The organism is Aequorivita sp. Q41, from assembly GCF_039831855.1.
In the GTDB taxonomy this organism is placed as follows: Bacteria; Bacteroidota; Bacteroidia; order Flavobacteriales; family Flavobacteriaceae; genus Aequorivita.
Window position 1 is genome coordinate 487,466 of the sequence record NZ_JBDPMS010000001.1, and the last position, 24,652, is coordinate 512,117.

A 24,652-nucleotide genomic window follows, 5' to 3' on the forward strand; every position below is an offset into this window, starting at 1 on the left:
ACTCATAATTCATAACTATCAAATGGTGCTATTATACGTTTTCGGCGCAGTCGCGTTGATTAACTGTGCTTATTATCTTCTCTTTTCGAAATTTTCCTTTTTAAAACCTTTAGAAAAAGTAGTTTCTGAAAAATATCCAGTATCACTTATTGTTTGTGCTAAAAATGAAGCGGAAAATCTAAAAAAAAACATTCCTCTTTGGCAAGAACAAAACTACCCACATTATGACATTATTCTTATAAATGATGCTTCTATGGATGAAACATTGGATGTAATGGAAGCTTTTGCAAAAGACGATCCTCGCATTCAAATTGTAAATGTAAAAAACAACGAGGCTTTTTGGGCTAGTAAAAAATACGCACTCACTTTAGGCATTAAACGCTCTAAAAATACACGATTGGTATTTACAGATGCAGATTGTTATCCAGCTTCAAATAATTGGTTATCTGTAATGGCTTCACATTTTTCAAATAAAAAGCAACTGGTTTTAGGCTATGGAGCTTATGAAAAAAAACCTGGGTTTTTAAACAGACTCATCCGTTTTGAAACCTTGATGACAGCGATTCAGTATTTTTCATACGCAAAAGCCGGCACCCCGTATATGGGGGTAGGCAGAAATTTAGCCTACACCAGCAATCTATACTATGAAAACAATGGCTTTATGAGCCATATAAAAGTTGCTTCTGGCGATGATGATCTTTTTGTAAATGAAGCTGGCACTTCAACCAACACTGAAATATGTGTAGATCCAGATGCTTTTACCTATTCCCTTCCTAAGAAGAAAAAGAAGAATTGGCATATTCAGAAAAAAAGACATTATACCACTGCAAAGCTTTACAAACCCAAACATCGTTTTTTATTAGGTGCTTATTACCTATTTAAGTTACTATTTTGGCTGATGGCTCCAATTATACTATTCACTGATTTTTGGATATTCGGATTGGGGATACTATCCATTCGAATTCTTTTTCAATACATCGTTGTTGGCTATGCAGCCAAAAAATTACATGAACAAGATTTAATTTCGCTTATTCCTTTTTATGAATTGTTTTTAATCTTCACACAATTAAGTATCTTTATTTCCAACAGCGGTGAAAAAAGCGCGCGATGGAAATAACTACAGAAGAAATAACATATCAAATAGAAAAAGCAAAAAAAGGAGAGCAGGGGGCTTTCAAGTTTTTGCTCGACTATTACTGGAATTCAGTGTATGGTTTTCAACTAAAAAGAGTGCGAAATGAACATGAAGCAGAGGACATTACCATTGAAACTTTCGCCAAAGCCTTTGATAAAATTGAAACCTTTAATGAAAGGTATACTTTTCCTACTTGGCTTATTACAATTTCAAAAAACATACAAATAGACCGTTCTCGAAAAAAAAATGCTTCTATTTTTTTAAATACTACAGATACATCAAACGAGCAGGTTCAAAAAATTGCCGACCACTCGCCTACTCCAGAAGACAAATTGATACGAGAACAAAATCTAGCGGAATTACTACGCTACATCAAGCAATTAAAACCGCATTATCAAGACGTTATAAATTTGCGATATTTCCAGGAATTAAGTTATAATGAAATTTCAGAAACGCTGAAAGAACCTTTAAACAATGTAAAAGTAAGACTGCTTAGAGCACGAAAATTACTTTCTGAAATTATTACGCAAAAAGGATAAACGCTCAAGTTCTAAAATTGCGGCACTAAACCCTATATTTTTTCACCTACTATTCATTAATTTATTTTTTTTCTTCTTATTTCTTTGTTCTTTTTTCGTATTTCATTTTCGTACTTTTGTTACCCTTATGAGCACAGAAACTTTGGATTTTCAAAAACCTGCACCAAAACCAAAATGGTTGCGCGTTAAACTTCCCACCGGAAAAAAATATACCGAACTTCGTGGATTGGTAGACAAGTATAAGCTGCATACTATTTGCGCATCAGGAAGCTGCCCAAATATGGGAGAATGCTGGGGAGAAGGTACCGCAACTTTTATGATTTTAGGAAATATCTGTACCCGTTCTTGCGGATTTTGTGGTGTAAAAACCGGCCGTCCAGAAACCATAGATTGGGATGAACCTGAAAAGGTAGCCCGTTCCATAAAGATTATGAACATAAAACATGCGGTTATAACTTCAGTAGATCGCGATGATTTAAAAGACATGGGGTCTATTATCTGGGCCGAAACCGTTAAAGCAATTCGAAGAATGAACCCTACTACAACTTTGGAAACTTTAATTCCAGATTTCCAGGGGAACACTCGAAATATAAACCGAATTATAGCTGTGAAGCCAGAAGTGGTAAGTCATAATATGGAAACCGTAAAAAGACTAACACGCGAGGTACGAATACAAGCAAAATACGAAAGAAGTCTGGAGGTCTTAAATTATTTAAAACAAGCTGGCATGCCGCGCACAAAAAGCGGAATCATGCTCGGGCTTGGTGAAAAAGAAGCTGAAGTTTTGCAAACTATGGAGGATTTAAAAAGCATAGGGCTAGACATTTTAACTATCGGACAATACCTACAGCCTTCCAAAAAGCACTTGCCTGTTAAAGAATTTATTACGCCAGAGCAGTTTAAAAAATACGAAACCATTGGCTTAGAAATGGGCTTCCGTCATGTAGAAAGTGGTGCCTTAGTGCGATCTTCCTACAAAGCACAAAAACACCTTACCTAAATACAACAATGGAAAAGAAAATAACTGTTGGCATTAATGGCTTTGGGCGTATTGGTCGCAATCTTTTTAGATTATTGCTACATCACCCTTCGATTGAAGTAGTTGCAGTAAATGATTTGGCAGATACCAAAACACTGAGCCATCTTTTAAAATACGACAGTATTCATGGGGTTTTAAAAGAAGAAATTTCGCATTCAGAATTTGAAATTACGGTTGCTGGAAAAAAAGTAAATTTTTCTTCCGAAAAAAACATTGAAGCAATTCATTGGGGCAATCTTGATATAGTTGTAGAAAGTACCGGGAAATTTAAAACTAAGCAACACCTAGAAAATCATATTAAAAATGGTGCTAAAAAAGTAATTCTATCCGTTCCTCCTTTGGACGATGATATAAAAACAATTGTACTCGGAGTGAACGATTCTATATTAAATGCAGATGATTTAATTATTTCAAACGCATCGTGTACTACCAATAATGCAGCACCAATGCTAAAAATAATTGATGCGCTCTGCGGGATTGAACAGGCTTATATAACCACCGTACATTCCTATACCACAGACCAAAGTCTGCATGACCAACCACATCGTGACCTTCGGCGCGCTCGTGCTGCAGGGCAATCTATTGTTCCAACCACCACTGGTGCTGCAAAAGCATTAACGAAAATTTTTCCAAACCTATCTGATGTTATTGGAGGGTGCGGAATTCGCGTTCCTGTACCCGATGGATCCTTAACGGATGTAACATTAAATGTAAAAAAAGAAGTTTCCATTGAAGAGATTAATAACGCCTTCAAAAAAGCTTCAAAAGAAACTATGATTGGTATTATTGAATATACAGAAGACCCCATAGTTTCAATCGATATCGTAGGAAATACCCACTCCTGTATTTTTGATGCCGGGATGACTTCTGTGATAGGAAAAATGGTGAAAATTATAGGTTGGTATGATAATGAAATTGGATATTCTTCTAGAATTATAGATTTAATAGAAAAAATTTCTTTGAAATAACTATATTTATTGTTCTTTAAATTAACTGATGCGTAAATCATTTTCGATATACAGAATATTTGTGTTTCTTTTTTTCTGCACATTATTTTCGGTTAAATTATATCCGCAGCAAATAAAAGATACTGTTGAAACTATAAAACAGTTACAACTTACCGCTACAAAAAAACTTCACCAAGAAAATTATATTGAAGCTGTTGAAAATCTAAATGACGCTAATAAACTGGCGATGTTTCCCAAATATAATAATCACAAAGCTGATATAGAACTAAGTATTGCAGAGCTTTATTACAATTTGGAATATTTCAATAAGGCAAATGAACAGATTAAAAATGCGATAAATAGTGCCAAAGATTTTGGAGATAATCAAAAATTAGCAAAAATTTACAATCGCTATGGCATCATCCTTATTGCGACTGGAGCGTATACAGAGTCAAAAGTTTACCTCGCAAAAGCAGATTCACTATACAAAAAAAACAATGATAAAGCCAGCAGTGTAAATACCACCTACGGGGAAGGATTGTTAGCATTAAAGCTTGGTGATTATGAAGTTGCTATTTCAAAATTTAAAGCTGCTGCTAAAAATTTTAAACAACAAGGGCTTTATTACTATGAAGCCTCATCCTACAGCCATCTTGCCGATGCCCTCTCTTTAATAAACCCTGCAAACTACTTAAATGCCCTAGCTGAAGCAAAAGAATATTTAGATTTAGTTTCAGAAATTGCTATTCCTGAGGGGCTTTCAAAACTTTTAGTTGAAAATCATCGTATAAACTCACAAATATTAGTGGGTCAGGAAGAAAGCGCGTTAGCCGAAAAAGAACTAAAACATTATATACATCAAAAAGATTCTTTAAAGCAAGTTTACCTACAAGCAATTGAACGCGGAATTCAAGCAGAATCTGCAATTGGCGATTTAAAAGAAACTATTGCTAATCAAAAATTTGACTTAAATAAAAAAGAAAAAACCCTTTTTTTCGGAAAGCTTACTGCGTGGTTAAGCATTGCCTTAATATTAATACTTTCCTTATTAACGCTTTCATTATACAAAAACAACAACCTAAGAGCAAAGGCAAATGAACTCTTGCAAGACAAAAATTCAGAGCTACAAGAAGCTAAAGAAAAAGCAGAAAAAGCTTCACAAGCAAAGGCACAGTTTCTTTCAACCATAACTCACGAACTGCGTACACCCATGTATACCGTAACAGGCTTAACCCATTTACTTTTAGAAGAAGGACCAAAGCCGGAGCAAAGAGAGCATTTAAATTCACTTAAATTTTCTGGTGAGTATTTACTCTCACTCATCAACAATATCTTAGACCTTAACAAACTTGAAGCAAATAAGGTAGAGCTAGAAAAAGTACCTTTTCAATTGAAAAAAAGAATAGATGGAGTACTGATTGCACTTAATAAATCTGCCGAAAACAAAGGCAACATCATCACGTTTGAATATGATGAAGCCCTACCGTATGAAGTGATTGGCGATTCATTAAAAATATCACAAATACTAATTAACTTAATAAGTAATTCCGTAAAATTTACTGAAAATGGGACCATTTGGGTACGTGTAAAAAGACTAGAAAAAAAGAAGAAAAAAGTAATTGTACGGTTTGAAATTAAAGACACTGGAGATGGAATTTCAAAGAAAAAACAACATACTATCTTTGAATCTTTTTCTCAAGGCTCTCTTCAAATAAACCGAAAGTATGGTGGAACTGGGCTAGGGCTTTCTATTGTTAAAAACCTTTTGGAACTTATGGGAAGTAAAATATTCTTAGAAAGCAAACTAGGTGAAGGTTCTAAGTTTTGGTTTGATATTACTTATGAGGTTTCAGAAATTGAAAATGAAGCTGCTGAACATGCTAAAAACGAAGATCATTTTGAAAAAAGTATTTTTGAAGGTAAATCGATTTTAATTGTGGAAGACAACAAAATCAACCAGATGATTACAAAAAAAATTCTAGAAAAAAAGAAGATGATTTGTACCGTTGTGGACAATGGTACAGAAGCTGTAAAACAAGCCTCTGAAAAAGCATTTGATGTTATTTTAATGGATATCCACATGCCAGGAATAAGTGGTATTGAAGCGACAAAAAGAATACGAGAATTTAACCAAACCGTTCCTGTTATTGCCCTCACAGCTATAACCATTGAAGAAAACATAGAAGATTTTTATAATGCAGGGTTTAATGAGTTTATCCCAAAACCCTTTAATGCAGATGATTTTTTTGAAAAAATAAATAGAGTTCTTCGAAATAACGAATTTTTAATGATGTAATTAAGGTGTCATATTCTTTTCAACAGTACGTTTAAAAGCAGCTTCTTCGCCGTTTAAAATCACTGTTTTTATTGGCAAAAAATAGATTTCATTAGATGCAGAAATCCCTTGCAAACGCATAAAATCTTTTTCGGTAGTAAGCAGTAAAGAATGTTTTTTTAATGCCTCAATTTCAGCAACCGTAAAATTATGATGGTCTGGAAATGATTTTTCTTCAAAACTTAACCCTTTCGTTTTTAAAAACTCAACCATTGGTTTGGGATTGGCTATTCCAGTAACAAGAAGAAATTTTTTTCCGTTCAAATATTCCAGAGGTTTAGACTCCTTTTCATTTTTAATTTCTGAATCATATCCAATTTTAGAAAAAAACAGAGACTGATAGGATTTTAGTTTTAACTTCTTTTTTATGGCTTCAAACTTAGAATCATCGGTGTTCTCAGGACACTTTGTTACAACGACAATATTTGCTCGCTTAGCGCCAAATTTTGGTTCGCGAAGATTTCCTGCCGGAAGCAAACAATCATTGCTATATAAATTATAAAACGGGGTAAGTAAAATATTTAGCGACGCCTTAACCCTTCTATGTTGAAATGCATCATCTAGCAAAATTACAGCCGCATCTTTTTGAAGGTTTTCAATTCCCGTTAGACGGTCTTCACAAACAGCTACGGTAATTTCCGGAAATTTTTTTTTGAATTGAAGTGGCTCATCCCCCACTTCTTTAACAGCACTTTTCGTCAAAACTACTCGATAGCCACTTGTTTTTCGTTTATAACCGCGACTTAAAACCGCAATTTTATAATCATCCTTCAAAAAAGATACAAGAAGCTCAATCATAGGTGATTTTCCAGTGCCACCTGTAGAAAGATTTCCTACACAAATTACAGGAAAATGATACTGCTTACTTTTCAACCAAGCATTATCGAAAAACAAATTGCGAAGCGCAGTTATACCGCCATACACCAATGCAAAAGGGAAAAGTAATTTTCGAAATAATTTCATTTAACGAAAGTACTAATTCCCTAGAAAACTGGAATACTTTAAAATGAATTTAGAAAGTCGAAAAAAATTCTACAAACTGTTATCTTTACGAAAAATGTATAAAATGAAGGTAAAAGAAGTTATCGCAATACTCGAAGAATTGTCACCACTCCACTATTCAGAAGGGTTTGACAATACAGGATTGCTGGTGGGAGACGCAAATGCAACTGTTACCGGCCTACTGGTAACACTGGATACTTTAGAAGCCGTAGTAGATGAAGCAATTGAAAAGGGCTGTAATCTAATTGTAAGTTTTCACCCTATTATTTTTTCGGGTTTAAAAAAAATTACCGGAAAAACATATGTAGAGCGTGTCGTTTTAAAAGCAATAAAGAATGACATCGCCATATTTTCTAATCATACCGCGCTCGATAATGCTTGGAATGGGGTAAACGCTATGATTTGTGAAAAACTAGGTTTAAGAAACCGAAGTGTCCTTATTCCACAGAGTGAAACCATTAAAAAATTAATAACCTTTGTCCCGAAAGACGATGCTGCAAAAGTTAGAAATGCACTTTTTGCAGTTGGCGGTGGAACTATTGGGAATTATGAAAATTGCAGTTTTAATATTGAAGGAAAAGGAAGTTTTAAACCAACAAACGCTGCAAACCCTACTATTGGAAAAAAAGGTGAAATTCATTTCGAAGAAGAAATACAACTAGGAATTACCTTTTCAAAACATATTCAAAATACTATTTTAAAAACTTTATTTGAGACACATCCCTATGAAGAAGTTGCTTATGAAATAACCACCCTTGAAAACCAAAACCAACATATAGGCATGGGAATGGTAGGCGAGTTTGAAAAACCTATGGAAGAAAAGGAGTTTTTAACTTTCTTAAAAAAAACGATGAAAACCGATTGCGTACGTCATTCTAAACTGCTTAAAACAACCATTAAGAAAGTTGCAGTGCTTGGCGGAAGTGGAAGTTTTGCCATCGATGCCGCAAAAAATGCTGGTGCAGATGCATTTATTTCTGCAGATTTTAAATATCATGATTTCTTTAAGGCTGAAAACACAGTACTTTTGGCCGATATTGGGCATTATGAAAGTGAACAATACACAAAAGCGCTTTTACATTCTTTCCTTAAGAAAAAAATCACTAATTTTGCAGTCCTTTTATCACAAACAAATACCAATCCTATTAGCTATTTATAATTTATGGCAACAAAAACCGAAGTTACTGTTGAAGAGAAGTTAAGAGCACTTTACGACCTACAACTTATAGATTCAAGAATTGATGAAATTAGAAGCGTTCGTGGCGAACTTCCATTGGAAGTTGAAGATCTTGAAGACGAGGTTGCAGGAATGAACACTCGTTTGGAAAAACTTAAAGCCGATCTTGAAGTAATTGAAGATCAAATCAAGGAAAAAAAGAACAATATTGAAGAGTCAAAAACTTTAATTAAAAAGTATTCGACACAACAAGATAATGTTCGTAATAACCGAGAATACAACTCTTTGAGTAAAGAGGTTGAATTTCAAGAATTAGAAATCCAACTTGCTGAAAAAAACATCAAGGAATTTCGTGCACAAATAGAGCAGAAAAATCAAGTTATAGAAGAAACTTCAGCTCGTTTTGACCAACGCTCTGAGCATTTAAAGCACAAGCAAAGTGAACTTGATGAAATTTTAAAAGAAACCGAAAAAGAAGAGAAAACACTCATTAAAGAATCGGAGAATTTTGAAACTCAAATTGAGCCACGACTCATTAAAGCATATAAAAGAATCCGTACCAATGTAAAGAATGGTTTAGCAGTTGTAGCTGTTGAACGTGGCGCATCTGGCGGATCTTTCTTTACAATTCCTCCACAAGTGCAAATGGAAATTGCAGGTCGCAAAAAAATCATTACTGATGAGCATAGTGGCCGTATTTTGGTAGATCCAGATCTTGCAAATGAGGAAAAAGAAAAAATGGAAGCAATGTTTGCAAAACTTAAGTAAGCATTTACAAAATCTTATCAAAAAGCCTTCACAGTATGTGAAGGCTTTTTTTGTATATTAAATGCAAGGTTTTTATTTAAAAACAGACCTATTTATAAAAACGCTTCAAAATGAAAAAATTTTCAATAATACTATTAAGCCTCTTTCTGTTTTCATTACAAGGAGCATGTAAACCCTCTAACGAGAGTAATAAAACTGCGGAAGAGATTGCTCAAAAAGAACAAATACCGGTACAAACAAAACCCGTGAATGGGTTGAAAACAGCCTATTTTGCGAGTGGTTGTTTTTGGTGTGTTGAAGCCGTTTACGAAAGTGTTGCTGGAGTAAAAGAAGCTATTTCTGGTTATAGCGGGGGAAAACTTCAAAATCCAACTTATAAAAACCATGGGGATCATGCGGAAGCCGTCGAAGTTATATACAACCCAGCGGTGGTTAGTTTTAGCCAGTTAGTAGATGTGTATTTTGGATCGCAAAACATAACACAAGTTAATGGACAGGGACCAGACCGTGGCACCCCATACCGTTCTATTATTTTCTATCAAAATGAAGATGAAAAACGAATCATTGATGAGAAAGTAGCGGAACTAAACAAAAACTTAGAAGGGGATAAAGTTGCTGCTCAAATTTTACCGTTTCAAAAATTTTGGGACGCAGAAAAGTATCATCAAAATTATGAAAAGAACAATCCTGACAACCCATATATTCAGAATGTTTCTATTCCTAGATTGAATCGGTTTAAAGAAAAATTTCCAGAGTTACTTAAAAAATCTGAAACCCATTAATCAAAATTATAATCTAGTCTAGCAGGTTTTTAAATGTGTTAGACTTTTTTTATTGCTTTTATTTCAAAAATTAAAGGGTACATTTTAGTTTTAAGCGCGAACATCCCTTCCCTATTTTTTTCCAGTCCAGGAAAAATATCATAGGGTGAGGCATCGTGTTCCTTTAAGTATTCCACATAAAGCCCTGCTTCACAAAGGGAAGTAATCACTTCTCCCAAACTATGATTCCAGCCGTATTCCTTACTTAGGATCTTTGAATCTGGATTGGCATACGTACCTTCATATTCTTCATAAACCGCTTCCTTTTGGTGGTATCCATATTTCATAAGCGGTGGCGAAACCGTATAATCAAACATCCACGCTATTGGATGAAATTCAACTATATAAAAAAAGCCACCTGGTTTTAATCGTTCCGAAATCATCTTTGCCCAAGGTTGTAAATCTGGCAACCAGCCAATGGTTCCATAACTGGTAAAAATAATATCAAATTTCTCGGAAATATGCTTTGAAGTATCCAACACATTGCAACAAACAAATTGTGCATCCTGCTTAAGTTCGGTATTTAAGTTTTTTGCAAGATTAATCGCTTCGTCAGAAATATCTACACCTGTACATTTTGCACCCATACGGCTCAAGCTTAAAGTATCTTGCCCAAAATGACATTGCAGATGAAGCATTTTTTTCCCTGAAATCGTTCCTAAAGCTTTTAATTCATACTTGTTTAGAGAACTCTTCCCTTCTTTAAAATCTTTCAAATTATAAAATTCACTACTCGCATGAACAGCAACTTTTTTATTCCAGGTGTTTTTATTTGTTTCAAATGCTTCTTGAGTATCCATGATTAAATTTTAATTTTTTAAAATATACAAATAAAACTAATGCTATTTTTAGTCTTAACTAATAATTAAATTACCTTAGGCTTAAAAAAAGGATTTATAAAAAAGTACTTTTAGACCTTATAAATACTATATCGCATAAACTACAAAGCAAGTTTTCAATTATAGAATTAAAAGAAAACAAGTAAGGATTAGTACTATTAAAATATATTTTTACAATTATCTTGATAAGACTAAAGGCTCCCATTCGGGATGCTTTGCAATAAACTTTTTAATAAAAGGACAGCTAGGAACAATTTTTAAACCTCTTTGCTTTATTTCCATCAAAACCTTTTCTGTCAACTCACTTGCCACCCCTTTTCCGGAAAGTTCCTTATCCACAATAGTATGGTTTAACGAATAATAATCAGACTTAAGCGAATATTCAATATATGCTTGATGGGCATCAATAATTACAACAAACCTATTTTTTTCTTTATCATCTATAATTTGCATAGCAGTATTCATTTAAAAGTTCAAAAAAGAGCTAACCCAAAAGTATTCATTATTTTTACTTAAAATATAAAAGAAAAATGAAAATCAACTTCTTCCTACTTTTAATTTTAATCAGTATCATAGCTTGTAAAGACAATAAAATTTCTGAAAAGCGTAGCTCTGAAAAAAATAGATCAACTATTGATTCCATTGAAAATCTAGATCTAGCGCATAAAATTGCAAATGCAAATGGTTATGAAAATTGGAAAAATGTTTTAGAAATAGCTTTTACATTTAATGTGAATCGTGGTAAAAACCACTTTGAACGCTCTTGGGTTTGGAATCCCAAAAGTGGAAATGTGGCTATGATTTCTTCGCAAGACACCATCAAGTATAACCGTTCGCAAATTGACAGCTTGCTCTTAAAAACCGATGCTGCATTTATTAATGATACATATTGGCTCTTAGCTCCCTTTCAAATTACCTGGGATAAAAGCGCTTCTTTTACAGAAAAAGAACAGTGTATCGCTCCAATTTCTAAAGACACTTTAAATCAGCTGACAATCACTTATGGAAATAATGGCGGCTACACTCCTGGCGATGCATACGATTTTTTTTATGATGAAAATTTCAAAATTAAAGAATGGAATTTTAGGCAAGGAAACGCTAAGACACCTTCAATGACTACGACTTGGGAATACTATGAAAATTTCAAGGGTATCGAACTAGCAAAAACCCATAGGGATAGCACGGGTAATTTTAAATTGTATTTCTCAAATATTTCAGTAAAAACTGAGACAGATAATTAATTCCGCCTTAAAAATTGATCTTAAAACAGCTTAATCTATACAGATATTAATTCCTATTTTTGTAAGAATTCGAAAAATTATAACGTACCTCCATGTTCCAAAACAATATTGAATATGCCAAAAAACAGGATGCTGACGACAAATTAGCTCCTTTTAGAAATAAATTTCACCTTCCGAAAAGCGCAACTGGAGAAGAATTAATTTATCTCTGCGGCAACTCACTTGGCCTGCAACCTAAAATTACTTCAGATTACATAAAAAACGAACTTTCAGACTGGGCAAACCTTGGCGTAGAAGGACATACCGAAGGAAAACACCCTTGGCTTCCTTACCACGAATTTTTAACCGAGAACATGGCGAAAATTGTGGGCGCAAAACCTTCGGAAGTAGTTGTAATGAACACACTTACAACCAATCTCCATTTAATGATGGTTTCGTTTTACCAACCTACAAAAACTAAATATAAAATTGTTGTTGAAAGCGATGCTTTTCCCAGCGATAAATACGCTGTTGAAAGTCAATTAAAATTTCATGGAATCGACCCAAAAGAAGGGTTAATACTTTGGAAACCGAGAAAAGGTGAAGACTTATGCCGTTATGAAGATTTGGAAAAAATAATGGAAAATCATGGAAACGAGATTGCACTTTTAATGATTGGCAGCACCAATTATTATACAGGACAATCTTTTCCACTAAAAAAAATCACGGAACTCGGTCATAAAAATGAGTGCTTGGTAGGCTTTGACTTGGCACATGGCGCAGGCAATATTCAACCTAATTTACATGACACTGGAGCTGATTTTGCCGTTTGGTGCACTTATAAATATTTAAATAGTGGCCCAGGAAGCCTTGGTGGATGTTTTGTACACGAACGTCACGCTACCAATGAAAAGCTAAACCGTTTCGTAGGCTGGTGGGGGCATAATAAAAATACTCGCTTTAATATGCGTCATGAATTTGACGCACTTCCAGGTGCTGAAGGATGGCAATTAAGCAATCCTCCCATACTTTCTATGGCGGCAATTCGCGCATCTTTAGACACTTTTGCAGAAGCGGGATTTGAAAATATTCGTGACAAATCTGTAAAACTTACTGGCTATTTAGAGTTTTTATTAGATGAAATGAAAAACGATGCTATCAATGTAATTACACCTAGAAATCCTGAAGAACGCGGCTGCCAACTTTCTATACAAGTAAAAAATGCCGATAAAAATTTACACACAAAACTTACTGAAGCAGGGGTAATCAGTGATTGGCGCGAACCAGATGTAATTCGTGTCGCTCCTGCTCCACTTTATAATAGTTTTGAAGACGTTTTTTATTTTTCAGAAAAGCTAAAAGAGGTTTTGAAATAGCTTGTATGCCATAACTACAACCATACATTCTGAAAAAAAAACAGGAATATAAAACAACAATACATCATGAAAAACATTCTAATTATCGGCGCCGGCCTTTGTGGAAGCCTACTCGCATTGCGAATGGCACAGCGTGGCTACAACGTAACTTTGGTGGAAAAACGTCCTGATTTACGCAAAACCACCCAAGATGCTGGGCGCTCCATAAACCTTGCTTTAAGCGATCGTGGGCTTCGGGGTTTGCGTTTGGCAGGAGTTGAAGAAGCTGTAAAAAAACTCTGTATTCCAATGAATGGGCGGATGATTCACGATAAGGAAGGAACTACTTTTTTAAGTCCGTATAGCGGGCGAAAGGATGAATACATCAATTCCATTTCACGACCTGGGCTTAATATGTTGTTATTGGATGAAGCCGAAAAGATGCCAAATGTTCAACTTATTTTCAATCACGCCTGTGAAGATGTGGATTTAGAAAATGCTTCCGCAACTTTCAAAAACTATATTTCAAATGAAAAAGTAACCTATTCAGCAGATGTTATTTTTGGAACCGATGGCGCAGGTTCTGCAGTTCGTAAAAATATGTTTGAAAGTCATAAATTTCTCTTTAGTTTTTCACAGGAATGGCTGAGTCACGGCTATAAGGAATTAGAAATTCCCGCCACTGAAAATAATGGATATAGAACCTACAAAAATGCGTTGCACATCTGGCCGCGAGGTGAAGATATGCTGATTGCACTTCCTAATCTGGATGGAAGTTTTACGGTTACTTTATTTCTTCCGTATGAAAACAGCGACTATTGTTTCGCAAATTTGACCACCCCAGAAATGGTTCACGAATATTTCAACAAAGAATTTCCTGATGTTGTAGCTATGATCCCAAACCTTTCCGAAGAGTTTTTCGGAAACCCAACTGGCCCACTCGGCACCGTAAAATGTGCGCCTTGGAATGCCTTCGGAAAAACGCTTCTTTTGGGCGATGCCGCACACGCAATTGTTCCATTTTACGGACAAGGAATGAATGCTTCCTTTGAAGATGTGGTGGTTTTTGATGAACTCCTTGAGAAACATGCTTCCGAAGAAAATATCAATTGGAATAAGCTTTTCAAAGAATATGAAACATTTCGAAAAAAAGACACCGATGCTATTGCAGATTTAGCGGTAGATAATTTTCATGAAATGAAAGAGCACACCGCAATGGAAATCTTTCAGAAAAAACGAAAACTAGAAACAGCTTTTGAAGCAGAATTTCCGAAAGAATATTACAGCAAATATTCTTTAGTTACCTTTAAGGAATCAATAAGTTATTCCGCAGCATTAAAACTAGGAAGAGCACAAGACAAAGCAATTTTAAACCTTTTGGACGACGGTAAATTACCTGAACAGATGCCCCTAAAGGAAAAGTTGGAATTGGTAAAAAAAGAAACCCAAGCAATTCTTCACGATGAGGAAGTTGCTTTTGGGTAAAATGTCTCCCCGAGCGCAGTCGAGGGAGCTATGGGCAACAAAATTCTGAATTAAAAGATAGGTCTCGACTGCGCTCGACCTGACAATAATTATGAGCAATAAAAGCAGATTGGTAGAAGGAAAAGCAACACCACGAGGTGCATATCCTCACGTAAAACGTGTTGGTGATTTTATATTTATTAGCGGAACAAGTTCACGTCTACCCGACAATACCTTCGCTGGTGTTAACAAAGTAGATGAAATGGGCACGATGCATTTCGACATAAAAGAACAAACACGCGCTGTGTTAGAAAATATAAAAGACTACCTCGCTACCGAAGGTGCAACAATGGCAGATGTGGTAGACGTAACCAGTTTTTTAGTAAATATGAACGATTTTGCAGGTTATAATGCCGTTTATGCAGAATATTTTAACAAAGAAACTGGACCTACTCGAACTACAGTGGCTGTGCATCAATTGCCACATCCGTATTTGGTTGTCGAGATAAAGGCAATGGCGTATAAACCTTTGTAAAATGCAAAAAATCTTAAACTATATAAACGGCGAATACGTTGAGCCACTTTCAAAAAAATGGTTGGACAATTACAATCCCTCCAATGGCGAAGTCTATTCACAAATAGCAAATTCAAATGCCGAGGATATTGAAAATGCCTATCAAGCCGCCAAACAAGCGTTTTCAAAATGGAGTAACACGACTATTGAAGAACGTAGCCGAATTCTTCTAAAAATCGCAGATTTAATCGAAGAAAAGCTGCTTAGTTTGGCAGAAGCTGAAGCCAGAGACAATGGCAAACCACTTAGTTTAGCCTTGGCAGTTGATATTCCAAGAGCATCTGCAAATTTTCGTTTTTTCGGAAATGCAATCACCCAATTTTCCAGTGAAGCACACGAAAGCGTAGGTTTAAACACGATGAATTTTACATTGCGGCAACCCCTTGGTGTAGTGGGTTGTATTTCACCTTGGAATCTGCCGCTTTATTTATTTTCTTGGAAAATCGCACCGGCAATCGCTGCAGGAAATACGGTAGTCGCAAAGCCCAGTGAAGTTACACCACTTACCGCCTTTCTTTTAGGTGAACTATGTACCGAAGCAGGCCTACCAAAAGGTGTTTTAAACATCGTTCAAGGCTCGGGCCCTTCCGCAGGGCAAGCAATTGTAGCGCATAAAAACATTAAAGCAATTTCATTTACAGGAGGAACTAAAACTGGTGAACACATTGCCAGAACCGCCGCTCCTATGTTTAAAAAACTTTCTTTGGAATTGGGCGGAAAAAATCCAAACCTCATCTTCGCAGATTGCGATTATGATAAAATGCTCGCCGTTACGGTGCGCTCTTCTTTTGCAAATCAAGGGCAAATTTGCTTGTGCGGAAGTAGAATTTTTATTGAGAAATCAATTTATGAGAAGTTCAAAAAAGATTTTGTTGAAAAAGTAAAACAATTAAAAATAGGCAATCCTTTTAATGCCGAAACAACTATTGGCGCCTTAGTTTCAAAACCACATTTAGAAAAAGTAGTATCCTACATTAAAATTGCCCAAGAAGAAGGTGGAAAAATTCTTTGTGGTGGAAATAGAATAACCGTAAAGGATTTTGAAAACGGATATTATTTAGAACCTACGGTTATTGAGGTTTTTGACAACCAATGCCGTGTAAACCAAGAAGAAATTTTCGGCCCAGTCGTTACCATCATGCCTTTTGAAACTGAGGAAGAAGCATTGCAAATGGCAAACGCTGTTAAATATGGCTTATCTTCCACACTTTGGACTTCAGATTTAAACCGAAGCATGCGTATTTCAAAAAATATAGAAGCTGGGATTGTTTGGGTAAACACATGGCTAAACCGTGATTTAAGAACTCCTTTTGGCGGAATGAAAGACAGCGGCGTAGGCCGTGAAGGTGGGTTTGAAGCACTTAGTTTTTTTACAGAAACGAAGAATGTGTGTATAAAATATGAATAAGAATGCTAGGCTGAGCGCAGTCGAAGCCCGATTGAAATTGTAACATAAAAGCCCTTCGACTGCGCTCAGGGTGACAAAAGAAATATTATGAATTTAGATTTAACAAATAAAAATGCTTTAGTCTGCGGAAGCACCGCAGGAATAGGAAGAGCAACAGCAATTTTGCTAGCAAACCTAGGAGCGACTGTAACCTTGGTTGCACGCGATGAAACAAAATTAAAAGAGACACTGATTGAACTTGACCACGACAACGGACAAAAACACAATTACTTTGTAGCCGATTTTACCAATCCACAGCAATTAAAAGATAAAGTGGAAGTGGCCGTTTCAAGCAAAACATTCCACATTTTAGTCAATAATACAGGTGGTCCAAAAGGGGGGGCAATTTTTTCAGCAGAAACTGATGCGTTTGAAAAAGCTTTTTCCATGCACTTAGTTTGTAACCAGATATTGGTGCAGGCGGTGGTTCCAGGAATGAAAGAAGCTGATTATGGTAGAATTATCAATATCATCTCAACTTCAGTAAAACAGCCTATCGACGGGCTGGGCGTAAGCAATACCATTCGTGGGGCAGTTGCTAGTTGGAGTAAAACACTTGCAAATGAATTAGGACAGTTTGGTATCACGGTAAACAATGTGTTACCGGGTTTTACAGCTACAGATAGGCTGGGAGATATTGTGGGCAATGCAGCCAAAAAAATGAATAAGACTGAAAAAGAAGCCAGCGAATTTATGAAAAGTCTTGTTCCGGCAAGACGTTTTGCACAACCTGGTGAAATTGCAAATGCAGTTGCTTTTCTTGCCAGTGAAGCTGCAAGCTATATTAACGGAATAAACCTTCCTGTGGATGGTGGACGCACCAAAAGTTTGTAACTTTAACATTCTTTAAAAAAACCTATGAAACGAAAACTCCGCATTAACGGTCATTCACACCTACTTCCCTATCCTGAGGAAATTCCACAATTTATGCAAGACAAGGGTATTTTTTGGGTAGATAAAGACCGGAAATTTATGCTTCAAAAAGATTGGAGCCGGCCAGTTACCGATTCTAGTTTTTTCCTCGATGAAAAACTGGAATGGATGGAGCGTTTTAAAATTGACCATGCTGTGGTTTTAAATCTTTCGCAACTTTATGGAAATGGGCTTCGTGTTGAAGAAATGAAACAAGCGCTTCGTTTCCAGAATGATTTTAATGCAAAAGTGCAACACGACCATCCTTCAAAATTTACCTGTGGTTTTGTTGTGCACCCAGGTTTTGTGCGCGGTGCTTTATGGGAAATTGAACGTTGCGTGGAACAATTAGGGCTCCAACTTTTATGCTTGCCAACCCATTATATGGACACCATTGGTACGTGGCGTTGTATTTTTGATGAAGAAAATGAGCCTATATTTGAACTAGCTTCGAAATACAATCTTGCTGTTGAAATACATCCATATGATGGTGAAAAATTCATAAAACTTGAAAATACTTCTTGGCGTTTTCATCTAATATGGATGCTTGCACAGTGCGCAGATGCGTATCACTTTTTAACTTTAAATGGATATGCAGATAAGTATCCAAACATGCGCACCTGTTTTGCCCATGGTGGACAATTAGCACAAATAAATCTAGGGAGAAGAATTCAAGGTTTTGATGGCCGTCCAGATCTTTTTGAAGGAAAAACACATCCACGGAAAGCTGTTGGACATAAAAACATATTTTTTGACACTCTGGTTCACGATACTGGTTCATTAGAATTAGTAGTCAAAAACCAAGGCGCTAAGCAAGTTTTAGTCGGACTTGATGATCCATACCCATTGGGCGAAATGGAAAGCGCTCCACAGTCTTCCTATCCAGGAAAAATTTTAGATTTAGCTATGGAACGTAAAATTATTACCGAAGAACAATCTGATGCTATGTGGGAAGACAACGTATTACAGTGGCTTTGTGGCGACGATGCAGCTGCAAAACGAAAGTTAGTTAAAAGAATTCTTGGTGAAAAATGACCGAAGTAGCTAAATTCTATATCCTATCACATATTTGCATTGCCTTTATTGGCGGTGTACTATTACTTGCGCTATGGTTTAATATTCGCAATAGATTTAGCCAGCTTTTGGAAGAGGATGAATCTCAAAAAAGAGTTGATAAAGCATTGCTGTATCTTAGCATGGCAATGTTTGTTTGGGTGCTTTCTGGATGTTGGATTTTTGGAGGAACCGTTTTTCACTTTACCCAAAGCCAAGGTTTTTTTATTGGCGTAAATATTTTTTCAATAGTAAATAATATGTTTCTGTTATTGGCGCTCTTCTATTTTTATTACGCGCCAGGATTCATTTATCACAACCTAAAAAATGTAAAAAAGATAGTTGCAGTTATTATATTAACCTCCATCATTACATTTATTCTTCCTTTTCTGTTGGGTGAAAACAATGTGGTGCAAAATATTCGCATTAGCGCAATACCCGATTTATTGCTTTCAGCCTTTCTTTGTTACTTACTGGGAGTTTCATTTTATAGAACCTTTGCCTATCGTGGTTTAAAAATTATTGGACTTATAGCTGTAGTCATAATTTTACTGACTTTTATTTCACAGATTTCTGAAGTATTTTTAAACTTCGGAAATGATTTTAGCAATAATTTTATAAAAATAATTGCTAAAACCTCCTTGATTTCTACCTTTTTAGTTCTAGCTACCACTTGGGTAATCCGTTTGGCAAGTACGCCAAAACCAAATGAAATTAGCATTCACTTTTTAGATTGGAGTTTGATGAAATTAAACATTCCAACAAAAAATATCTACGATCAAACCATTGATTTCGGCTCAAAAACTACACAATATAAAAACCTTTTAAAATTCGCTATTCGAAGAAAATATGGGGAAGGAGATTCCCAAAGTATTCCGGTAAATCTTGGTGGCGAAATAAAAAACCAAACCTACCTTACGCGCATCATTGAAAATATAAACGATATTCTGCAACTAGATGATGCCCAAAAACTGGACAGACGCGATCTTTTTACCTTTATTGGTGAAAGTAAATATCGTTTACGAATTGTTCCTAATAACATTACTATTGATAAAACATTGCTTGAAGAATTCTCTGAAAGCGCCGAAAACAAAGACTACAAGACCATTTTGTAATTCATTGTAACTGGCTTTACAATTAGTCACATTTCGCTATTATTTAGTATAATTTGAAACAGTTACCCCCTCACTGAAATTTGGTTGCTACATTGCCCAAAGTTTAAAACATAAAACGATGGACAACAAAATCATTGAAACCGAACAACCGCAACTTTTCGGTCACCCAAAAGGATTACTTTACTTATTTTTCGCTGAATTATGGGAGCGTTTTTCCTTCTACGGAATGCGCGCTTTGTTGGTGCTTTATATGACCAAACATTTGCTTTATGATGACGATATGGCTTTCGGTGTTTACGCCGCTTATATGTCGCTCGTTTATGTAACCCCTATGATTGGGGGTATTTTAGCCGATAAAATTCTTGGATATAGAAAAGCAATCATTCTCGGTGGAATTTTAATGGTTTTAGGTCACTTTTTTCTTTCCATTGAAATGCCTGTTTTCTTTTATGGTTCACTCGGTTTAATAATTGTTGGAAACGGTTTTTTTAAACCAAATATCTCTTCATTTGTGGGTGAATTATACGCTCAAGGCGATGCGCGTAGAGACTCTGGTTTTACCATATTTTACCTCGGAATAAATCTAGGTGCTGCAATTGCGCCACTTGTTTGTGCATGGTTTGCAATAACGTATGGGTGGCATTATGGCTTTGTTCTCGCTGGAATTGGAATGGTTGCTGGGCTTTTAGTTTTTAAAAGAGGTATGAAAAAAAATGTTTTTGGAAACAAAGGCTTTGTTCCCAATCAAGCAGTTTACGACAAAAAACACTTCGGTTTAAGCAAAGGAAAGCTTATAATTTTTGCATCACTTGCTGCTGTAGTAATATTTTCAACCCTTGTAAAGTTTCATGAGTTTGAAGGGTATTTGGTTTGGATTGTTTCGGCATTTTTGATATTTTATATTGGCTATATTATTTCTACCGTAAGTACTAAAGAAAAAAAACGGCTTTTGGTCGCGGTATATTTTACGGTACTATACACTTTGTTTGCTGCTATTTTTGAACAAGCAGGAAGTTCATTAACGCTTTTTGCAGATAGAAATGTAAACTTAGTCGGTATGGATGCCGCGGGTACAAATAGCATCAACGCAGGCTTTATTATACTTTTTGCCATTCCATTTTCTATGCTTTGGACGTATTTAAGTAGTAGAAAAATGAACCCAAACTCAGCTGTAAAGTTTGGTCTTGGCCTATTTTTTCTTGGTTTAGGTTTTATTGTCTTCGCATTTTCTGCTCATAGTGTAGATAGTTTTGCTAGAACATCAATGACCTATTTAGTGATTGGCTATATGGTTTTAACCGTTGGAGAATTATTTCTATCTCCCATCGGACTTTCAAAAATGACTGAACTTTCACCAGTGAAATATATAGCATTTATTATGGGGGTTTGGTTTTCTGCAAATTTTTACGGACACTTTTTTGCGGGAAAAATAGCAAAACTCACAACCGTTTCTGATGGTAATACAAATGTGTTTTCCGAAGGAATCTTCGGAAATATCACTGAATACATCACCGGATTAACGCCCCAAATGGCTTTAGGACAGAGCGACGCCTTTCAGCAATTATTTTCGTATGTTTCAGTGTATGCAAGTTTTGGAGTAATTAGCATGATAGTAGGTATATTTGCAATACTAATTGCACCATTCATCAAAAAAATGATGGATGGCATTCATTAAATAAATAGCTATAATGGATTTTCTTCCTGAAAAAATAAACGATTACGTAGAAAAGCATTCGCAGGCAGAACCTGCACTACTTAAAAAGTTAAACCGTGAAACCTGGCAAAAACAAATGCAAGCACGAATGCTAAGCGGCCATTTTCAAGGGCGGGTTTTGAGTATGCTTGCTAAATTGATGCAGCCGAAAAACATATTAGAAATTGGCACCTATACAGGCTATTCTGCATTATGCTTAGCCGAAGGAATGCATCCGAACGGAGAACTTCATACCATTGATATTAATGAAGAATTATATGATTTTCAACGAAAATATTTTGATGAATCTTCCTATGGGAAGCAAATTTTCCAACACTTAGGAAATGCATTAGAAATAATTCCAAAGCTAAATAAAACTTTCGATTTAGTCTTTATAGATGCTGATAAAAGCAACTACCCAAAATATCTTGAAATAATTCTTCCGAGGCTAAACAAAGGAGCTGTAATATTAAGTGACAATGTTCTTTGGAGCGGAAAAGTGGTTGAAGAATTAAAGAAAGACGACCTAGACACCAAGGCGTTACTTACGTACAATAAGACCCTTAACGAACATCCAAAACTGGAAACTGTCCTACTTCCCATTCGCGATGGATTAACAATAAGTCGCGTAATTTAATTTTAAAAACCTATCCCTATTACTACTACTGATAGTTTTTTTGGGGTTTTAAACTATAGAACTCCTTGTAGATTGTCACATTTCATTATCGTTAGTTTAAATTGTGTTGTATCGCAATAGGTTGCAGGTATTAGTAATTCTTCATTTACCATTCCCTTCATTTACGCTACCTATTATAACTAAAAAATTCACTAATAAGCAGTACACTGTATGCGTACGGTCGCATATTGTGAACAGTCTTTTTTCATTTCTTCTTAAAAATAAAAGGTAAACCCCTTAAATAAGACAGGGGGTTATTTTAAAATTAAAGGAATACGCTTTAAAAAATTGGGGGGTTTACCACCACAAAATCAGTTGTTTATATTCTTTAAGAAGGAGTTGCTTGATGCACTTTTGCATAGATAATTCATCAATGATCATTTTGTCAAAATTTTTACGAACCTAAAAAGTGAGTAAAGTAGTATTAACCTTTTAAATATAAATTATGAAAAAACCAATCTATTTATTACTCATTGCACTTATAACGTTGAGCATGACACATGCACAAAGTATAAGTCAAGAAGTAATCGCAAGTTCTGGCGCAACCATTAGTGGAGCGTCTAACACCTTAAGTTTTACAGCTGGGGAAGCTATTATTGGAGAACGCTCTAATGGCGAATCCTTAGGCCAAGGATTTTGGCTGGGTGCCATTGAAGGCGTGGTGTTAAGTAATGAAGACTTCACATTTGAAGTACAGACTACAGTATATCCAAATCCGGTAACTGATTACCTTACTATTAGTTTTAAGGACATGACAAGTGAAAGTTTTGGAATAACTGTTTATGACCTAAATGGAAGACAGGTACATCAAAAAAAACATGCTGACGGTACTTCCAATGCAATCTTAGATTTTAATGGGTTTAGTAGTGGTACCTATATTTTAAACATTGAACAACTCGCTACAAAAAAATCAAAATCATTTAAAATTATTAAACAATAAAAAAAATTACAATTATGAAAACATTAAAAACATATATCGTTATTGCAACCTGTTTACTGACATTTTCAGGAATAAATGCACAAAATGTAGAAGGTGGTAAAAGCAACCATTCAAACTACAATGAACTAAGAACTTCACAGCAAGCTAGTAAAACTGTAAATACGAAACTAGATAATGAAGGTGTTGAGCTAAACCAAGCTTCACAAAGCAAAATGACCGCATCACAATCAATAAATTACCAGGCAGTGGCAAGAGACACATCTGGCGATTTAATTATAAATACCTCTATTACGGTAGATTTCGATATCCATGAAGGCTCAGCTGGGGGAACAGTTGTTTTTTCAGAAACACAAAACCCCACAACTGATGCTAATGGGGTATTCTCTGTACAGATAGGAAGTGTAGCGGGATTATCCATAAATTGGGCTGCAAATACACATTTTTTAGAAGTATCATTAAACGGGACTTCTGTAGGCACTACCGAATTTGTGAGTGTCCCTTATGCAAAATCTGCAGATACTATGCCCTTAGGAGCTAGAATTGGTGATGGTGCTAGTAGTGCAGATGCTCTAACGATAAGTGGAGAAAATACAGTAGTTGGCGAAATATTAGATGTGCGTGCTACCAATGTAGTTACCGCCAGTAATGACATTATGAATCTTGAAATGCCTGCAGGAAGCAGTGCAGACGCACAGTTTATTGAGGCCAGAAATGGAGGAGCTGTTGCTTTTCAAGTTCAAGGTAATGGCCGCACTTTAATAAATACTACTACAACAGCACCTCAACTAAATACTGTTTATGGTAATTCTATGCCTATTGCTTTTGGTAGTGTGGCTTTGGGGTTTAATGACATTCAAACAGGATATGGAATCACATCCTTTGCAAATCCAGCAGTGGGTACATATGACATTGTCCTTGATCACGCCACAGATATGGACAACTGTATCGTCTTGATTACACCATATACTGGAGGTTTCGGAACACCTGAAATTGCCGGATATCAACCCACAGGACCAAATTCGTTTACAGTAAGAATTCAAAATGCTTCTGGAGTGGCAAGAGACAGCGCTTTTACCTTTGTGGTTTACGGAAATCATTAAGAAGCTTTGAGAGGGAGCTTTATAAGTATCTTTTTTCGAAATCAGTAAAAGGGCACAAAAAAAGGTTTCAGGGGAAAAAATCCCTGAAACCTTTTTTACTTTGGTAATATGTTATGTATATAAAATAAGTAGCTACCTACTAATTTAGGGTTCCTAAGGTTTAGAACTTTCTTTTTATTGGCCCCGTAACTTCCTCTACCTCTTCTTTCACTTGGTCAATTTGTTTTTGAACGTCTTTGGTAATATCAACATCAATACCTTGTTTTTCGACACCTTTGGTTATTTCAGATTTAATATCGTTTGTTGCATCTTTAATTTGCCGTATTCCTTTTCCCAAGCCTCTAGCGATTTCTGGAACTTTATCTGCACCAAATACTAAAAGCACAATGAACAAAATAAAACCTATTTCGGCACCGCTAATAAATAAAAAAAATGCTTGTGATATCATTGTGCAAATATACTAACGAGTTCTGAGTTTTGGGGTATGCGAAATGAGTTTTT

Annotated in this window: 24 protein-coding genes; 20 read left to right on the top strand and 4 right to left on the bottom strand. The window is 35.6% G+C overall.

Annotated elements, in window-relative coordinates:
- Positions 1-22 precede the first annotated feature (22 nt).
- From ABJ955_RS02255 to ABJ955_RS02275, 5 genes are all read left to right on the top strand, one after another.
- Positions 23-1,117, top strand: coding sequence for a glycosyltransferase (locus tag ABJ955_RS02255; RefSeq protein WP_347372979.1), 1,095 nt, complete (start codon positions 23-25; stop codon positions 1,115-1,117).
- Positions 1,108-1,674 (top strand): sigma-70 family RNA polymerase sigma factor, encoded by a 567-nt coding sequence (locus ABJ955_RS02260; protein WP_347372980.1) that lies wholly within the window; start codon positions 1,108-1,110, stop codon positions 1,672-1,674. The genes ABJ955_RS02255 and ABJ955_RS02260 overlap by 10 nt, the downstream gene beginning before the upstream one ends.
- A 127-nt stretch (positions 1,675-1,801) precedes the next feature.
- The gene (gene lipA, locus ABJ955_RS02265) at positions 1,802-2,674 is read left to right on the top strand and encodes a lipoyl synthase (protein WP_347372981.1); all 873 of its coding nucleotides are present in this window, start codon (positions 1,802-1,804) and stop codon (positions 2,672-2,674) included.
- 8 nt (positions 2,675-2,682) lie between these two features.
- Positions 2,683-3,681: a type I glyceraldehyde-3-phosphate dehydrogenase gene (gene gap, locus ABJ955_RS02270; protein ID WP_347372982.1), complete on the top strand. Its 999-nt coding sequence runs from the start codon at positions 2,683-2,685 to the stop codon at positions 3,679-3,681.
- 28 nt (positions 3,682-3,709) lie between these two features.
- Entirely contained in the window at positions 3,710-5,956 is a 2,247-nt protein-coding gene (locus ABJ955_RS02275; RefSeq protein ID WP_347372983.1) for a response regulator, read from the top strand.
- Here the strand turns inward: ABJ955_RS02275 and lpxK are convergent, their stop codons facing one another.
- Entirely contained in the window at positions 5,957-6,958 is a 1,002-nt protein-coding gene (gene lpxK / locus ABJ955_RS02280) for a tetraacyldisaccharide 4'-kinase (protein WP_347372984.1), read from the bottom strand.
- 103 nt (positions 6,959-7,061) lie between these two features.
- Here lpxK and ABJ955_RS02285 point away from each other — a divergent pair, with 103 nt between their 5' ends.
- The 3 genes from ABJ955_RS02285 (at position 7,062) to msrA (ending at position 9,724) form a co-directional block, all read left to right on the top strand.
- Positions 7,062-8,156, top strand: coding sequence for a Nif3-like dinuclear metal center hexameric protein (locus tag ABJ955_RS02285; protein ID WP_347372985.1), 1,095 nt, complete (start codon positions 7,062-7,064; stop codon positions 8,154-8,156).
- Positions 8,157-8,159: 3 nt separating this feature from the next.
- A complete protein-coding gene (locus ABJ955_RS02290) occupies positions 8,160-8,942 on the top strand; it encodes a C4-type zinc ribbon domain-containing protein (protein ID WP_347372986.1) in 783 nt (260 codons plus the stop codon).
- Positions 8,943-9,052: 110 nt separating this feature from the next.
- Positions 9,053-9,724 (top strand): peptide-methionine (S)-S-oxide reductase MsrA, encoded by a 672-nt coding sequence (gene msrA, locus ABJ955_RS02295; protein WP_347372987.1) that lies wholly within the window; start codon positions 9,053-9,055, stop codon positions 9,722-9,724.
- A 38-nt stretch (positions 9,725-9,762) separates the two neighbouring features.
- Here msrA and ABJ955_RS02300 read toward each other — a convergent pair whose 3' ends face one another.
- Together ABJ955_RS02300 and ABJ955_RS02305 are read right to left on the bottom strand one after the other, a co-directional pair.
- Positions 9,763-10,563 carry a class I SAM-dependent methyltransferase gene (locus tag ABJ955_RS02300; protein ID WP_347372988.1) on the bottom strand — a complete coding sequence of 267 codons (801 nt, stop codon included), beginning with the start codon at positions 10,561-10,563 and terminating at the stop codon, positions 9,763-9,765.
- Positions 10,564-10,779: 216 nt separating this feature from the next.
- Positions 10,780-11,055, bottom strand: coding sequence for a GNAT family N-acetyltransferase (locus tag ABJ955_RS02305; RefSeq protein ID WP_347372989.1), 276 nt, complete (start codon positions 11,053-11,055; stop codon positions 10,780-10,782).
- A gap of 77 nt (positions 11,056-11,132) precedes the next feature.
- On the opposite strand from ABJ955_RS02305, the gene ABJ955_RS02310 reads away from it, so the two are divergent.
- The 12 genes from ABJ955_RS02310 to ABJ955_RS02365 all read left to right on the top strand — a co-directional run bounded on the left by ABJ955_RS02310 (position 11,133) and on the right by ABJ955_RS02365 (position 24,151).
- On the top strand, positions 11,133-11,843 hold the full coding sequence (locus ABJ955_RS02310; RefSeq protein ID WP_347372990.1) for a hypothetical protein: 711 nt from the start codon (positions 11,133-11,135) through the stop codon (positions 11,841-11,843).
- Between the two features lie 92 nt (positions 11,844-11,935).
- The gene (kynU, locus tag ABJ955_RS02315; RefSeq protein ID WP_347372991.1) at positions 11,936-13,198 is read left to right on the top strand and encodes a kynureninase; all 1,263 of its coding nucleotides are present in this window, start codon (positions 11,936-11,938) and stop codon (positions 13,196-13,198) included.
- A gap of 48 nt (positions 13,199-13,246) precedes the next feature.
- Positions 13,247-14,662 carry an NAD(P)/FAD-dependent oxidoreductase gene (locus ABJ955_RS02320; protein WP_347374352.1) on the top strand — a complete coding sequence of 472 codons (1,416 nt, stop codon included), beginning with the start codon at positions 13,247-13,249 and terminating at the stop codon, positions 14,660-14,662.
- Between the two features lie 91 nt (positions 14,663-14,753).
- Positions 14,754-15,176 (top strand): RidA family protein, encoded by a 423-nt coding sequence (locus ABJ955_RS02325; protein ID WP_347372992.1) that lies wholly within the window; start codon positions 14,754-14,756, stop codon positions 15,174-15,176.
- A gap of 1 nt (position 15,177) precedes the next feature.
- Positions 15,178-16,623: an aldehyde dehydrogenase gene (locus tag ABJ955_RS02330; RefSeq protein ID WP_347372993.1), complete on the top strand. Its 1,446-nt coding sequence runs from the start codon at positions 15,178-15,180 to the stop codon at positions 16,621-16,623.
- 87 nt (positions 16,624-16,710) lie between these two features.
- On the top strand, positions 16,711-17,496 hold the full coding sequence (locus tag ABJ955_RS02335) for an SDR family oxidoreductase (protein WP_347372994.1): 786 nt from the start codon (positions 16,711-16,713) through the stop codon (positions 17,494-17,496).
- 24 nt (positions 17,497-17,520) lie between these two features.
- A complete protein-coding gene (locus ABJ955_RS02340; RefSeq protein ID WP_347372995.1) occupies positions 17,521-18,609 on the top strand; it encodes an amidohydrolase family protein in 1,089 nt (362 codons plus the stop codon).
- Positions 18,606-19,742, top strand: coding sequence for a hypothetical protein (locus ABJ955_RS02345; protein ID WP_347372996.1), 1,137 nt, complete (start codon positions 18,606-18,608; stop codon positions 19,740-19,742). Before ABJ955_RS02340 ends, ABJ955_RS02345 begins: the two co-directional genes overlap by 4 nt.
- 118 nt (positions 19,743-19,860) lie before the next feature.
- The gene (locus ABJ955_RS02350) at positions 19,861-21,417 is read left to right on the top strand and encodes an oligopeptide:H+ symporter (RefSeq protein WP_347372997.1); all 1,557 of its coding nucleotides are present in this window, start codon (positions 19,861-19,863) and stop codon (positions 21,415-21,417) included.
- 13 nt (positions 21,418-21,430) lie between these two features.
- On the top strand, positions 21,431-22,072 hold the full coding sequence (locus tag ABJ955_RS02355; RefSeq protein WP_347372998.1) for an O-methyltransferase: 642 nt from the start codon (positions 21,431-21,433) through the stop codon (positions 22,070-22,072).
- 484 nt (positions 22,073-22,556) lie between these two features.
- Entirely contained in the window at positions 22,557-23,051 is a 495-nt protein-coding gene (locus ABJ955_RS02360) for a T9SS type A sorting domain-containing protein (RefSeq protein WP_347372999.1), read from the top strand.
- 14 nt (positions 23,052-23,065) lie between these two features.
- Positions 23,066-24,151 carry a hypothetical protein gene (locus ABJ955_RS02365; protein WP_347373000.1) on the top strand — a complete coding sequence of 362 codons (1,086 nt, stop codon included), beginning with the start codon at positions 23,066-23,068 and terminating at the stop codon, positions 24,149-24,151.
- Between the two features lie 160 nt (positions 24,152-24,311).
- On the opposite strand, the gene ABJ955_RS02370 is transcribed toward ABJ955_RS02365, so the two are convergent.
- A complete protein-coding gene (locus ABJ955_RS02370; protein WP_347373001.1) occupies positions 24,312-24,599 on the bottom strand; it encodes a twin-arginine translocase TatA/TatE family subunit in 288 nt (95 codons plus the stop codon).
- Between the last annotated feature and the right edge of the window lie 53 nt (positions 24,600-24,652).